The following is a 13,965-nucleotide window of genomic DNA, read 5'->3' as shown; positions in this document are numbered from 1 at the left end:
ACGATTGCTGTCGGTCATCGGCTGCGCCTTTATCTTCGCGGCCGCCTGGTTCTGCCTGTGGAGCATCAGTCTGCATCTGGTGGAACGCGCGGATTTAGCGGTGCTGCTGTTTCCCTTTGGCCTGCGGCTGGGGTTAATGCTGCAATGCCCCCGCGGCTACTGGCCAGTGCTGCTGGGAACCGAGTGGCTGCTTATCTTATGGCTGGCGCAGGAGGTGGCGCTGGCGCACCCGATAATTTTGATGACCGGTAGCCTGCTGACTCTGCTGCCGGTGGCGTTGATCTCGCGCTACCGGCAGCAGCGCGACTGGCTGACGCTGCTGCGTCAGGGCGGGGCGTTAATGGCCGCCGCGCTGCTGCAATCGCTGCCGTGGCTGGCGGAGGGGGACGAGGGGCTTAACGCCCTGCTGTTGACGCTGACCGGCGGCCTGACGCTGGCGCCGACCTGCCTGGTTTTCTGGCACTATCTTACCAGCACCGTCTGGCGGCCGCTGGGGCCGGCGCTGGTGGCGCAGCCGGTTAACTGGCGCGGGCGGCATCTGATCTGGTATCTGCTGTTATTCACCATTAGCCTGTGGCTGCAGCTTGGCCTGCCCGCCGAGCTCTCCCGCTTTACCCCGTTTTGTCTGGCGCTGCCGATTATCGCCCTCNCCTGGCACTACGGCTGGCAGGGCGCGCTGATCGCCACCCTGATGAACGCTATCGCCTTGATTGCCAGCCAGACCTGGCACGATCACCCGGTCGATTTATTGCTTTCCCTGCTGGCACAGAGCCTCACCGGGCTGCTGTTGGGGGCGGGGATCCAGCGGCTACGCGAGCTGAACCAGTCATTACAAAGCGAGCTGGCGCGTAATCGTCGGCTGGCGGAACGCCTGCTGGAGACCGAAGAGAGCGTGCGGCGAGACGTCGCCCGCGAGCTCCATGATGATATCGGCCAGACCATCACCGCGATCCGCACCCAGGCCGGGATCGTACAGCGGCTGGCGCCGGACAACGCCAGCGTGCGCCAGAGCGGTCAGCTGATAGAACAGCTGTCGCTGGGAGTTTACGACTCGGTGCGTAGACTGCTAGGCCGTCTGCGTCCGCGTCAGCTCGACGACCTGCCGCTGGAGCAGGCGGTACGTTCGTTGATGCGCGAGATGGAGCTGGAGGACCGCGGCATTGTCAGCCATCTCGACTGGCGGATTAACGAGGCGGGACTGAGCGAGAACCAGCGCGTGACGCTGTTTCGCGTTTGCCAGGAGGGGCTGAATAATATCGTCAAGCACGCCAGCGCCAGCGCTGTCACTCTGCAGGGCTGGCAGCAGGATGAGCGACTAATGCTGGTGCTGGAAGATGACGGTTGCGGCCTGCCGCCGGGGTCGAATCTGCAGGGGTTCGGCCTGACCGGCATGCGCGAGCGCGTGACCGCCCTGGGCGGCACACTGACGATCTCCTGCACCCACGGTACCCGGGTGTGCGTCAATCTACCGCTGCGTTACGCCTGAGAGGATCGCCGATGTTCGCCTTTTTAAAAGCCCCGCCGGACGCTGCGCCGATTAGCGATAAACGCGAACTTGATGCGCGTTATCGCTACTGGCGTCGCCATATCCTGTTGACCATCTGGCTGGGCTACGCGCTGTTCTATTTCACCCGCAAAAGCTTTAACGCCGCGGTCCCGGAAATTCTCGCCAGCAACGTCCTGACCCGCAGCGATATTGGCCTGCTGGCCACGCTGTTCTATATCACCTACGGGCTGTCGAAATTTTTCTCCGGTATCGTCAGCGACCGCTCCGACGCCCGCTATTTTATGGGGCTGGGGCTTATCGCCACCGGGGTGGTGAATATTCTGTTCGGTTTTTCTTCCTCACTATGGGCTTTCGCGCTGCTGTGGGCGCTGAATGCCTTCTTCCAGGGCTGGGGCTCGCCGGTCTGCGCCCGACTGCTGACGGCCTGGTATTCGCGGACCGAGCGCGGCGGCTGGTGGGCGCTATGGAATACGGCGCATAACGTCGGCGGCGCGCTGATCCCGATGGTGGTGGGAGCGGCGGCGTTGCACTACGGCTGGCGTGCCGGGATGACCATTGCCGGCTGTCTGGCGATCCTCGCCGGACTGTATCTGTGCTGGCGGCTGCGCGATCGCCCGCAGGCGGTGGGGTTACCCGCCGTGGGCGACTGGCGTCACGATGCGCTGGAAATCGCCCAGCAGCAGGAAGGCGCTGGGATGTCTCGTAAAGCGATCCTGACCCGCTACGTGCTGGCCAATCCCTACATCTGGCTGCTGTCGTTGTGCTATGTGCTGGTGTACGTGGTGCGGGCGGCGATTAACGACTGGGGCAATCTGTATATGTCGGAGACGCTCGGCGTCGATCTGGTGACCGCTAACTCGGCGGTGACCATGTTTGAGCTGGGCGGTTTTATCGGTGCGCTGGTGGCGGGGTGGGGCTCGGATAAGCTGTTTAACGGCAACCGTGGGCCGATGAACCTGATTTTCGCCGCCGGAATTTTGCTGTCGGTTGGCGGCCTGTGGCTGATGCCGTTCGCCAGCTATGTCATGCAGGCGGCCTGCTTCTTCACTACCGGTTTCTTCGTTTTCGGCCCGCAGATGCTGATCGGCATGGCGGCGGCGGAATGTTCGCATAAAGAAGCCGCCGGGGCGGCAACCGGGTTTGTCGGCCTGTTCGCTTATCTTGGCGCCTCGCTTTCCGGCTGGCCGCTGGCGCAGGTGATGGATATCTGGCACTGGACCGGATTCTTCGTGGTGATTGCGATTGCCGCCGGCATTTCCGCGCTGCTGCTGCTGCCGTTTTTAAACGCGCAGGCGCCGCGTACCGCCAGCGAAGCGTGATGTAGCTCACCCTTTCGCCGCGAACGGGGCAAAACTAAGAAATTTTCCCGGTTTTACCTGGACGCCGTCTCAGGCCAGACGGCGCGCTGGTTTTTACAATGCCTGGTTATTACGCAGGCATAAAAAATCAGCTCAGGAGATACCCATGCTGGCCTTTCTGAATCAGGTGCGCAAGCCGACCCTGGATCTGCCGCTCGATGTGCGGCGCAAAATGTGGTTCAAACCTTTCATGCAGTCCTATCTGGTGGTTTTCATCGGCTACCTGACCATGTACTTGATCCGCAAGAACTTTAACATCGCGCAGAACGACATGATCTCCACCTACGGGCTGAGCATGACCCAGCTGGGGATGATTGGCCTGGGCTTCTCCATCACCTACGGCGTGGGCAAGACGCTGGTCTCTTATTATGCCGACGGCAAAAACACCAAGCAGTTCCTGCCGTTTATGCTGATCCTCTCCGCCATCTGTATGCTGGGCTTTAGCGCCAGCATGGGGGCGGGTTCTACCAGCCTGTTCCTGATGATTGCCTTCTATGCGCTGAGCGGTTTCTTCCAGAGCACCGGCGGCTCGTGCAGCTATTCCACCATCACCAAGTGGACGCCCAGACGCAAACGCGGCACTTTCCTCGGCTTCTGGAATATCTCCCACAACCTCGGCGGCGCGGGCGCGGCGGGCGTGGCGCTGTTTGGCGCCAACTATCTGTTCGACGGCCATGTGATCGGCATGTTTATCTTCCCGTCGATTATTGCGCTGATCGTTGGCTTTATCGGCCTGCGCTACGGTAGCGACTCTCCGGAATCCTACGGCCTCGGCACGGCGGAAGAGCTGTTTGGCGAAGCGATCAGCGAAGAGGACAAAGAGACCGAAGAAAATGCGATGACCAAGTGGCAGATCTTTGTTGAGTACGTGCTGAAAAACAAAGTGATCTGGCTGCTGTGCTTCTCCAACATCTTCCTCTACGTGGTGCGTATCGGTATCGATCAGTGGTCCACCGTGTACGCCTTCCAGGAGCTGAAGCTGTCGAAAGAGGTGGCGATTCAGGGCTTTACCCTGTTTGAGGTCGGCGCGCTGGTCGGCACGCTGCTGTGGGGCTGGCTGTCGGATCTGGCCAACGGCCGCCGCGCGCTGGTGGCCTGCATCGCGCTGGCGCTGATTATCGCCACCCTCGGGGTTTACCAACATGCCAGCAACCAGTACGTCTATCTGGCCTCGTTGTTTGCGCTGGGCTTCCTGGTGTTTGGTCCGCAGCTGTTGATCGGCGTCGCCGCCGTCGGTTTCGTACCGAAAAAAGCGATCGGCGCCGCCGATGGAATCAAGGGCACCTTCGCCTATCTGATCGGCGATAGCTTCGCCAAACTGGGTCTTGGGATGATCGCCGACGGCACCCCGGTCTTCGGCCTGACCGGCTGGGCCGGCACCTTTGCGGCGCTGGACGCCGCCGCCGTCGGCTGTATCTGCCTGATGGCCATCGTGGCTATCTTTGAAGAGCGTAAAATTCGCCGCGAGAAAAAGAACCGTATTTTGCAGACCGCCTGATTCACCAGGTATTTGGTAACCTTGCCCGGCCTTCGCGCCGGGCTTTTTTATTTCTTGCGCATTATGCCAGGTCCGACAGTCGACAGCAGGCAAATTCCCATTATGATAGTCAGGCTGCGATTGGATGAGAGGATGCATGATCTGGATAGGACTGGCCACCCTGGTAGTGGTGTTTGTTGTGGGATTTCGGGTGCTTACCTCTGATTCACGCCGCGCGATCCGCCGCCTGAGCGAACGCCTCGGCATCACGCCTGTCCCGCTGGAATCGATGATCGATCAGCTGGGAAAAACCGCCGGTAATGAGTATTTGCGTTACCTGGAGCGGCCGAATGAAGCACATCTGCAGAACGCCGCCCAGGTGCTGCTCATCTGGCAGGTCGCGATTGTCGACGCCAGCGAAAAAAACCTGCATTACTGGTATCGCCTGATGCAAAAAGCGCGTTTAGCGGCGCCGATCACCGAGGCGCAGATCCGCCTGGCGCAAGGGTTTCTGCGCGAGCTGGATCCGGATATGAGCGATTTGCATAACCTTCAGCAGCGCTATAACGACCTGTTTCTCCCGGAAGACGGCGTGCACTGGCTGCACTGATCTCATAGTTATTCGGCCTGGGGTTCATCGCTTTTNTGTGCCGGATGGCGGCTGCGCCTTATCCGGCCTACGGTTTCCGCACTCGTCACTTGCAGGCCGGATAAGCGTAAGCGCCATCCGGCAGGATAACTACAGTAGGATTTTCAGGCCGTGTTTTTGTACGACGCTAAGCAATTTTAATGACATTCCGCTTGGTCGCTTAGCGCCAGTCTCCCATTTTTGCACGGTAGACACGCTGGTATTCAGATAACGAGCGAACACGGGTTGGCTAACATTGAGTTGTTCACGTAGCGCTTTAATTTCAATGGGTTGAAGTGCGGCTACGCTACCGAGACATGATTCATCAAAATGGCGCATTGTTTCCTGTGGGATTGCGCCAACGCTGAATAGCCCCGACGCAGCGCTATGGATCGCTTCGAAAGCCGGGCTTTTGTATTTATTTTTTGCTGTCATCGCAAATCTCCACTAATTCTTTACTTTTAACTAAGGCCGTCGTTTTCTCTTCAGAGAGATTGGCATAGTGTTTTGCTAACTCACGAATCCCCATTAATTCGCGATGGTTGATATTGGCCATATCCTGTTTGGCATATAGAAAGGTATAAAACCAATACTCTGCGCTNNNGGTAAGGATGATTGCGCGATCGCGATTCTTGTTGAGTCGCTTTTTATAAACCCCTCCTCCTAAATCAACCACCTTGCCCTGAAGCGCAGATTGAATTGCCTGATAGAGCTCGTCGTCGGAAATGCCATGAGAGCTAGCCTCTCTGGCGAACCATTTGGTTTTGAAGATACGCATTGCTGACATCCTGTCGTTAAAAGTATAGCACATAGTGCTATATTAAATTCTCCTGAGATTTGTTAAAGCGATAGCAAGCAACGTTTTTTTAAACATACGAGCAGCTACGCATCCTCTTATGAAAAGCGATGAGAGTTGCGAAAACGTTAAATGCGTCACAAACAAAATGTTACACTGCGCAGCTTTCCGCCACTTTCTTCGCAGGTCACTCATGAGTCATTCAAATGAAACCAAACCCCATGCACGCGAGCTGGCGCGACCAAACTGGTCGGCGGTCTTCGCGGTTGCTTTCTGCGTTGCCTGCCTGATTACCGTCGAATTTCTACCGGTCAGTCTGCTGACGCCGATGGCGCTGGATTTAGGCATCTCCGAAGGGATGGCCGGGCAGTCGGTGACGACGACGGCATTCGTCGCGATGTTTTCCAGCCTGTTTATCACCACGGTGATAGGTAAAACCGATCGCCGCTACGTGGTTATCCTGTTTTCGCTGCTGCTGACCCTTTCCTGCCTGCTGGTATCTTTCGCTGATAGCTTCACCCTGCTACTACTGGGGCGCGCCTGTCTGGGCCTGGCGCTCGGCGGTTTCTGGGCGATGTCCGCATCGCTGACCATGCGGCTGGTGCCGATGCGCGTGGTGCCGAAAGCGCTATCGATTATTTTCGGCGCGGTATCGATCGCGCTGGTAATTGCTGCCCCATTGGGCAGTTTCCTTGGCGGGCTTATCGGCTGGCGCAACGTCTTTAACGGCGCGGCGGTGATGGGCGTGCTGTGTACGCTCTGGGTGCTGAAAGCGCTGCCGTCGCTGCCCGGTGAATCGGCTTCTCAGCAGCAAAATATGTTTGGTCTGCTGAAGCGTCCGGGGGTGATGGCCGGAATGTGCGCCATTTTCATGGCCTTTGCCGGACAGTTCGCCTTCTTTACCTATATTCGCCCGGTTTACATGACCCTCGCCGGTTTTGACGTCGACGGCCTGACGCTGGTGCTGCTGAGCTTTGGTATCGCCAGCTTTATCGGCACCTCGCTCTCCTCGGTGCTGCTCAAGCGTTCGGTAAAAGCGGCGCTGGCGATCGCGCCGCTGGTGCTGACCGCCTGCGCGGTGGCGCTGGTGCTGTGGGGAGAGAGCAAAATCATCGCCTCGACGGTGGCGATTATCTGGGGCTTCGCGTTTGCGCTGATCCCGGTGGGGTGGTCAACGTGGATCACCCGTTCCCTCTCCGATCAGGCGGAAAAAGCCGGGTCGATTCAGGTGGCGGTGATCCAGCTGGCCAACACCTGCGGCGCCGCGGTCGGCGGCATTGCGCTTGACCACTTAGGGCTGCTGTCGCCGCTGGTGTTGTCAGGGATATTGATGCTGTTTACCGGCCTGCTGGTGGCGGCCAAAGTGAAGGTGAATTCACCCGCTTAAGGCCGCTCGCCTTTTGCCAGCCGGGCATTGATGTCGGCAATCACTTCCGGCAGGTCCGCCAGGGTATCAACCACATAATGCGCCCCGGCGGCATACAGTTTGCCTGCCGCCCGCTCGCGGCGGGTGGCGATTTCCGCTTTCGACATCGCCTGGTACTCCTCCCAGGTAGCGCCGAATTCGTTACCGGACACCGCCAGCCCGACGCTCCACATCCCGGCATGTAACCCTTCGCTGATGCCCGGCGCGGCGTCGTCGACCTTCACGCAGTGGGCCACATCGTCTATGCCCAGGGTAATCACGTTCTGCAGCGCCATCCACGGGCCCGGACGACCGCCGGCGGCAAGGTCATCGGTGGCGACCCAGTGGTCCGGGGCGTAGCCCTGGGCGGCGGCGGCCGGTACCAGCTTTTCCATCACCGGGCGCGGATAGCCCGAGCAGGAGCCGATCTTCAGGCCCTCGGCGCGAAACGTGGCGATGGTGTCGACCACGCCGGCAATCGGTGCGGAAAAATCGACAACCTTAGCGATTTGCAGCGGCATAAACGCGGCGTAGATCGCATCGATATCCGCGGCCGTCATCGCGCGGCCGAATTTGGCCTGCCAGCGGCTATCGACAGCGGGGAGTTTGCCCAGCGCCTCAATGTGCTGCCACTTGCCAAGCCCCATCGGCACGCGGGCCTCTTCAAGGGTGATCTCAATATCGAAGGCCTGGCGGAAGGCCTCGACGAAGATTTGCGTCGGGGCGAAAGAGCCGAAGTCTACGGTGGTGCCTGCCCAGTCAAGGATCAGTGCGCTAATACGGTTCATGGCGGTTCCTTATTGTTTCCAGTACATGGCGTTGTCGATAGCCGCCAGCAGGGCGGTGATATCGGCGTCGTAGACTTCGCCAATGTTGCCGATGCGGAAGCAGTCGCTTTGCGATACTTTGCCCGGATAGATAACGAAGCCCTGATCTTTCAGCTTCTGGTAGAAGGTGTGAAAGCGATACTGCGGCGCATCCGGTGAATAAAAGGCGGTAATGATCGGCGAGTGCAGGCTATCGTCGAGCAGTGGCCGGAAGCCGAGCGCGCGCATCCCGGCGACCAGCCGGCGCTGATTGTTGCGGTAGCGCTGATGGCGAGCGCTGACGCCGCCCTCCTGCGCCAGCTCTTTCAGCGCCTGGGCGAAGGCCAGCACGGTATGGGTCGGCGAGGTGAAGCGCCACTTGCCGTGGTTGTCCTCCATGCAGCGCCACTGGGCGTACAGATCCAGCGACAGCGAGCGTGAACGGCCTTTGCAGGCGGCCAGCTCCGCTTCACGGGCAATCACGAAGGCAAAGCCCGGCACGCCCTGAATGCATTTATTGGCGGAGCTTATCAGGTAATCAATATTCAGCGCGGCGATATCCAGTGGAATGCCGCCGAAGCTGCTCATCGCATCGACGATATAGCGTTTATCGTACCGTTTCGCCAGTTCGGCCACCTCTTCGATCGGATTCAGCATACCGGTGGTGGTTTCGCTGTGTACCATCGCGATATGGGTGATCGCCGGGTCGTTCTGCAGGATCTGTTCGATCGCCGCCGCGTCCGGACGGGAGACTTCGCCGCAGTCGTAAGGGTGGCAGGCGATGCCCATCAGTTGCGCCATCTCAATCATACGCGCGCCATAGGCGCCATTGCTGACGATTAGCACTTTGCCTTGTTCGCCGATGACGCTGCCGAGCACCGCTTCGACCGCGTAGCTGCCGCTACCCTGCAGCAGCACTGCGGTATAACCGTCGGCCGGGGTAGCCAACTGCACCAGCTGCTGGCGAATGGTCTGTACCACGCCGAGATTGTAATCATCATCCCAGGTGCAGCTATCGAACAACATCGCCTCTTTCACCGTACGGGAGGTGGTTAACGGGCCGGGGGTCAGCAGCAGGTAATTTCGTGAAGTCATTTGTCTCACCATTTGGTCTATACCAGATTTATAGTTATCATGGAGACAAAGCCGGGAAAGGGTCAAAGGAAATGTGGCGCTGCAACAAAAAATTCATCTGGCTATGTATAATGAGCGCACGAAAAGTGGCAGTGAGTAAACATGAAATCACCCTCTGGCGAGATGCCGCAATATCTGATGATTAAGGCGCAGCTGCAGGCGCGTATTCAAAACGGCGCCCTCAAAAGCGGCGACAAGCTGCCTTCCGAGCGCGAGCTGTGCGCGCTGTTCAACACGACCCGGATTACGGTGCGTGAGAGCCTGGCGCAGCTGGAGGCCAGCGGCGTGATTTACCGCGCCGACCGTCGCGGCTGGTTCGTGACGCCGGAGCGTCTATGGCTGGATCCGACGCAAAATACCAACTTCCACAAGCTGTGTCTCGAGCAGGGGCGCGAACCGAAAACGGTGCTGCTTGATGGCCGCCTGGCTGCCGTGCCGCTGGACGTAATGGCGCCGCTGGCGCTGCAGCCCTTCGATCAGGTCTACCTGCTGACCCGGCTGCGCTATGCCGACGGCCGGCCGGTGTGCTACTGCGAAAACCACTGTCTGCCCGCGCGGGTGCCTGAGCTGCTGCGCCACGATCTCAACGGCAGTCTGACCGAGATTTATCAAACTCACTACGACCTGATCTATACCAGTATGCATCTGTCGTTTTATCCCACCTCAATGCCGCCGCAGGCCGCCGAGGCGCTGGGGGTGATGGAGGGGCGCCCGGCGCTGCTGTTACGCCGGCTGAATTACGATCAGCATGGGCGTATTCTCGATTATGATATTGAATACTGGCGGCATGACAGCCTGCGGATCGAAGTCGATACCCATTGATTTTATTAGTTAAATTTTTTGATCTCCCCGGTGGCGCTAGCGCTTACCGGGGCTACGCATCCCGCTCGTTTTAACTCCTTCGACACACTTCTTTCATCGTTTTGTCATAAACCATCGGTAGCGTGAAGGCAAATCTGGTCTACACCAGAATAACTAACTGCGATGAGGCTTACACGATGAAACTCTCCCGACTTGCTCTGCTGTCCCTGTTCGCGCTGACCAGCTCTCCGGTTTGGGCGGACGGCGTCGTCACGGTTTACTCCGCCGACGGCCTGCATGACGGCGATAACAGCTGGTATCAGAGCCAGTTTGCTGCCTTCACCAAAGCGACGGGCATTAAAGTGCAGTATGTGGAAGGCGGCTCCGGCGCGATCGTCGAGCGTCTGGCCAAGGAGCGCACCAATCCGCAGGCTGATGTGCTGGTCACGGTGCCGCCGTTTATCCAGCGCGCCGCGAAAGAGCAATTGCTGGCAACCTTTACCCCGCAGGGAAGCGCGCAGATCCCCGGCGCTAACGACCGTTACGCGCCGCTGGTGAACAACTATCTGACCTTCATCTATAACAGCCAGTTGCTGAAAACCGCGCCGGCCAGCTGGCAGGATCTGCTGGATAGCCGCTACAAGAACAAGTTGCAGTACTCCACGCCGGGTCAGGCGGGCGACGGTACCGCGGTGATGCTGCAGGCGTTCCACAGCCTCGGCGGTAAAGACGCCGGCTTCGAGTATCTGGGCAAGCTGCAGGCCAATAACGTTGGCCCATCGGCCTCGACCGGTAAGCTGACGGCGCTGGTCAACAAAGGCGAGCTGTACGTCGCCAACGGCGATCTGCAGATGAACCTGTCGCAGATGGCGCGTAACCCGAACGTTAAAATTTTCTGGCCGGCGGATGACAAAGGCGAGCGCAGCGCGCTGGCGCTGCCCTACACCATCGGGTTGGTACAGAACGGACCGAACAGCGAAAACGGCAAGAAGCTGATCAATTTCCTGCTGGATAAACCGGCGCAATCCAGCGTCAGCGCGCGCTCCTGGGGCCTGCCGGTACGCAGCGATGTGGCGCCGGATGATGCTAACTTTAAGGCGGCGAAAGCGGCGCTCGACGGCGTGAAGAGCTGGGAGCCGAACTGGGACGATGTCGCGGTATCGCTGTCGGCTGACATTGCCCGCTGGCATAAAGTGACCGATAGCGAGTAAGCCTGATGTTGATGAAAACCACCGTCACTTCTTCCCCGTCGCTGGCGGGGACGTCCGGGATCACCCTGGACTCGCTGCGCGTTTCATACCACGGCAACGTGGTCTTAAAACCGCTGTCATTGACCATTGAGCCCGGTGAGGTGCTGGCGCTGATTGGCCCTTCCGGTTCCGGGAAAACCACGGTGCTGCGGGCGATTGCCGGTTTTGTGCAACCGGCTGGCGGGCGGATCCTGATCGGCGATACTGACGTCACCCAGTTGCCGCCGTACAAACGCGGGCTGGCGATGGTGGTGCAGAACTACGCGCTGTTCCCGCATATGAAGGTGGAAGATAACGTTGCTTTCGGCCTGCGGGCGCAAAAGCAGCCCAGGGGGCTTATCGCCGAGCGGGTGACTGAAGCCTTAAAAATCGTCGGCATGGCGGATTACGCCACCCGCTACCCGCATCAGCTTTCCGGCGGCCAGCAGCAGCGCGTGGCGATAGCCCGCGCGATTGCCGTGCGTCCTCGGGTGCTGTTGCTTGATGAACCGCTGTCGGCGCTGGATGCGCAAATTCGTCATAACATGGTGGAAGAGATTGCCCGTCTGCATCGCGAACTGCCGGAACTGACCATTCTCTACGTCACCCACGATCAGACCGAAGCGCTGACCCTGGCGGACAAAATCGGCATCATGAAAGACGGGTCGCTGATCGCCCACGGTGAAACGCACGAGCTGTACCACTATCCGCCGAACCGCTTTAGCGCCGAATTCCTCGGCCGCGCCAATATCCTGCAGGCGACGGCGCTGAAAGACAGCCCCGAGCCGGGGCTGGTTAGCGTGAGCTGCGGCGGCGGCCTGATTAACGCCTTCAGCCGGGGCGGCCTGCATGGCAACAACAAGCTGTTATGCATTCGCCCGCAGCACATGAGCCTGGCGCCGCGATCGGCAACCAGTAATCGTCTCAATGCTACCCTGACCTCGGTACACTGGCAGGGCGATCTGACGCATCTGCTGTGCGATGTTGCCGGCGAAGCGGTGCGGATCGTCATGACCCACGTGAACCCGCTGCCGCGCGCGGGGGACAAGCTGGCGCTCTACTTCGAACCTGGCGATGCGGTTCTGATCGAGGTGCAATGATGGCGCAAACCCTCACGCTTGCGCGTCCGGCGCGAAACTTACGGCCTTACCTGTGGCTGGCATTGCCGCTGCTGGTGCTGGCGACGCTGTTTTTCTATCCGCTACTGCTGATCGCCGAACAGGCGCTGCGCGACGCCAGCGGCAACCTGAGCCTCGAGACCTTCTGGCAGGTGATTGACTCAAAACGCTTTATTGGCGCGCTGCTCAATACCTTACAGATTGCGGTGTTCGCCACCCTTGGCTGTCTGGTGCTCGGCAGCGTGCTGGCGCTGATTCTGGTGTTTATTCCGTTCCCCGGCAGCCAACTGGTGGGCCGGGTCATTGATACTTTTATTGCGCTGCCGACCTTTCTTATCACTCTCGCATTCACCTTTATTTACGGCTCGGCGGGGCTGCTCAACGGCACCCTGATGGCGCTGTTTGCTTTTGAACTGCCGCCGGTAGACTTCCTNTATTCGATTAACGGCGTGATTCTGGCGGAGATTACCGTCTTTACGCCGCTAGTGATGCGTCCGTTGATGGCGGGACTGCGGCAGATAGATAAGAGCCAGCTGGAAGCGGCGAGTATTCTCGGCGCTCATCCGTTATGGGTGATTACCCAGGTTATCTTCCCGGCAGCGCTCCCGGCGCTGATGGCGGGCGGCAGCCTGTGCCTGCTATTGACCACTAACGAGTTCGGGATCGTGCTGTTTATTGGCGCCAAAGGGGTCAATACCCTACCGATGATGGTCTACAGCAAGGCGATTCTGGAGTCGGATTACAGCGTGGCCTGCATGATTGCGCTGATCAATATTCTGCTGTCGCTGGGGCTGTTTATGCTCTATCGGCTGGCGGCGGCGCGCACTGGTGTAAGGAGTTAACGATGTTGATTTGGTCGCGTAAAGGCCGCGCGGCGGCGGGCGCGCTGGCGGTGACGCTTTTTGCCGGCGTTTTCCTGCTGCCGCTGGCGGTGATTTTACTCTCCAGCCTGAGTAAACAATGGAACGGCCTGCTGCCCACCGGCTTTACCTTTGCCCACTTTGTTAACGCCTTTCGCGGCGCGGCGTGGGATTCGCTGTTTTCGAGCCTGATGGTGGGCTTCTGCGCCAGCCTGTTGGCGCTGCTGTGCGGGATGTGGGCGGCGCTGGCGCTGCGCCAGTATGGCGCGACGCTACAGAAATATCTTGGCCTGGCGTTTTATCTGCCCAGCGCCATCCCCTCGGTTTCCGTCGGGCTGGGCATTCTGGTGGCGTTCAGCCAGGGGCCGCTGCAGATGAACGGCACCTTCTTTATCGTTCTGGCGGCGCACTTCGTGCTGATCTCCGCCTTTACCTTCAGCAACGTAACGACCGGGCTGGCGCGTATTTCCGCTGATATTGAAAACGTCGCCTCCAGCCTGGGCGCTTCGCCGTGGTATCGCCTGCGCCATGTGACACTGCCGCTGATGACGCCGTGGATGATCTCGGCGCTGGCGCTGAGCCTGTCGTTGTCGATGGGAGAGCTAGGGGCGACGGTGATGATCTATCCGCCGGGCTGGACGACGCTGCCGGTGACCATTTTCAGCCTCACCGATCGCGGCAATATCGCCGATGGCTCGGCGCTGACCATTGTGCTGGTGGGCGTCACGCTGCTGTTGATGATGAAGCTTGAGCGTATCGCCCGCCGATTAAGCCAGAGATAAAGAATTGATGACGCCACCAGGGCACGGGTCTGACTGCCCGGCGGCGCTGCGCTTGCCGGTCCNG

At 59.4% G+C, this 13,965-nt stretch carries 14 protein-coding genes; 10 read left to right on the top strand and 4 right to left on the bottom strand.

Annotation, left to right across the window (positions count from 1 at the left end; translation table 11 throughout):
* Positions 1-4: 4 nt before the first annotated feature.
* The 4 genes from uhpB (at position 5) to VZP09_RS20430 (ending at position 4,952) form a co-directional block, all read left to right on the top strand.
* Entirely contained in the window at positions 5-1,486 is a 1,482-nt protein-coding gene (gene uhpB, locus VZP09_RS20445; RefSeq protein WP_328795500.1) for a signal transduction histidine-protein kinase/phosphatase UhpB, read from the top strand.
* Positions 1,487-1,497: 11 nt separating this feature from the next.
* On the top strand, positions 1,498-2,826 hold the full coding sequence (locus tag VZP09_RS20440) for an MFS transporter (RefSeq protein WP_004145056.1): 1,329 nt from the start codon (positions 1,498-1,500) through the stop codon (positions 2,824-2,826).
* A gap of 145 nt (positions 2,827-2,971) precedes the next feature.
* Positions 2,972-4,363, top strand: coding sequence for a hexose-6-phosphate:phosphate antiporter (gene uhpT, locus VZP09_RS20435; RefSeq protein WP_002923280.1), 1,392 nt, complete (start codon positions 2,972-2,974; stop codon positions 4,361-4,363).
* A gap of 136 nt (positions 4,364-4,499) precedes the next feature.
* A complete protein-coding gene (locus VZP09_RS20430) occupies positions 4,500-4,952 on the top strand; it encodes a DUF1198 domain-containing protein (protein WP_004181583.1) in 453 nt (150 codons plus the stop codon).
* Between the two features lie 129 nt (positions 4,953-5,081).
* On the opposite strand, the gene VZP09_RS20425 is transcribed toward VZP09_RS20430, so the two are convergent.
* The gene (locus VZP09_RS20425) at positions 5,082-5,405 is read right to left on the bottom strand and encodes a helix-turn-helix domain-containing protein (RefSeq protein ID WP_004173862.1); all 324 of its coding nucleotides are present in this window, start codon (positions 5,403-5,405) and stop codon (positions 5,082-5,084) included.
* Positions 5,389-5,748, bottom strand: a complete 360-nt coding sequence (locus tag VZP09_RS20420) for a type II toxin-antitoxin system RelE/ParE family toxin (RefSeq protein ID WP_328795378.1) — start codon at positions 5,746-5,748, stop codon at positions 5,389-5,391. The genes VZP09_RS20425 and VZP09_RS20420 overlap by 17 nt, the downstream gene beginning before the upstream one ends.
* Positions 5,749-5,959: 211 nt before the next feature.
* Between VZP09_RS20420 and nepI the strand changes: the two genes are divergently transcribed.
* Positions 5,960-7,153 (top strand): purine ribonucleoside efflux pump NepI, encoded by a 1,194-nt coding sequence (nepI, locus tag VZP09_RS20415; protein ID WP_004186250.1) that lies wholly within the window; start codon positions 5,960-5,962, stop codon positions 7,151-7,153.
* Here the strand turns inward: nepI and phnX are convergent.
* Positions 7,150-7,959: a phosphonoacetaldehyde hydrolase gene (gene phnX / locus VZP09_RS20410; RefSeq protein WP_016532492.1), complete on the bottom strand. Its 810-nt coding sequence runs from the start codon at positions 7,957-7,959 to the stop codon at positions 7,150-7,152. The two genes, nepI and phnX, sit on opposite strands and share 4 nt — an antisense overlap.
* A gap of 9 nt (positions 7,960-7,968) precedes the next feature.
* Positions 7,969-9,072 (bottom strand): 2-aminoethylphosphonate--pyruvate transaminase, encoded by a 1,104-nt coding sequence (gene phnW / locus VZP09_RS20405; protein WP_004181579.1) that lies wholly within the window; start codon positions 9,070-9,072, stop codon positions 7,969-7,971.
* 141 nt (positions 9,073-9,213) lie between these two features.
* Between phnW and phnR the strand changes: the two genes are divergently transcribed.
* From phnR to phnV, 5 genes are all read left to right on the top strand, one after another.
* Entirely contained in the window at positions 9,214-9,933 is a 720-nt protein-coding gene (gene phnR / locus VZP09_RS20400) for a phosphonate utilization transcriptional regulator PhnR (protein ID WP_004145049.1), read from the top strand.
* A 176-nt stretch (positions 9,934-10,109) separates the two neighbouring features.
* A complete protein-coding gene (phnS, locus tag VZP09_RS20395) occupies positions 10,110-11,123 on the top strand; it encodes a 2-aminoethylphosphonate ABC transporter substrate-binding protein (RefSeq protein ID WP_032415830.1) in 1,014 nt (337 codons plus the stop codon).
* 5 nt (positions 11,124-11,128) lie between these two features.
* Complete coding sequence (gene phnT / locus VZP09_RS20390; protein ID WP_004150258.1) at positions 11,129-12,241, top strand: 2-aminoethylphosphonate ABC transport system ATP-binding subunit PhnT; 1,113 nt, start codon at positions 11,129-11,131, stop codon at positions 12,239-12,241.
* Entirely contained in the window at positions 12,241-13,101 is an 861-nt protein-coding gene (phnU, locus tag VZP09_RS20385) for a 2-aminoethylphosphonate ABC transporter permease subunit (protein ID WP_032415829.1), read from the top strand. Before phnT ends, phnU begins: the two co-directional genes overlap by 1 nt.
* Positions 13,102-13,103: 2 nt before the next feature.
* A complete protein-coding gene (gene phnV, locus VZP09_RS20380; protein ID WP_004145044.1) occupies positions 13,104-13,901 on the top strand; it encodes a 2-aminoethylphosphonate ABC transport system, membrane component PhnV in 798 nt (265 codons plus the stop codon).
* The last annotated feature ends 64 nt before the right edge of the window (positions 13,902-13,965 follow it).

This window comes from Klebsiella sp. EMBS2024 (assembly GCF_036233805.1).
GTDB lineage: Bacteria > Pseudomonadota > Gammaproteobacteria > Enterobacterales > Enterobacteriaceae > Klebsiella > Klebsiella pneumoniae.
The sequence above is the reverse complement of the archived record's forward strand: the minus strand, read 5'-3'. Positions and strand labels throughout refer to the sequence as shown.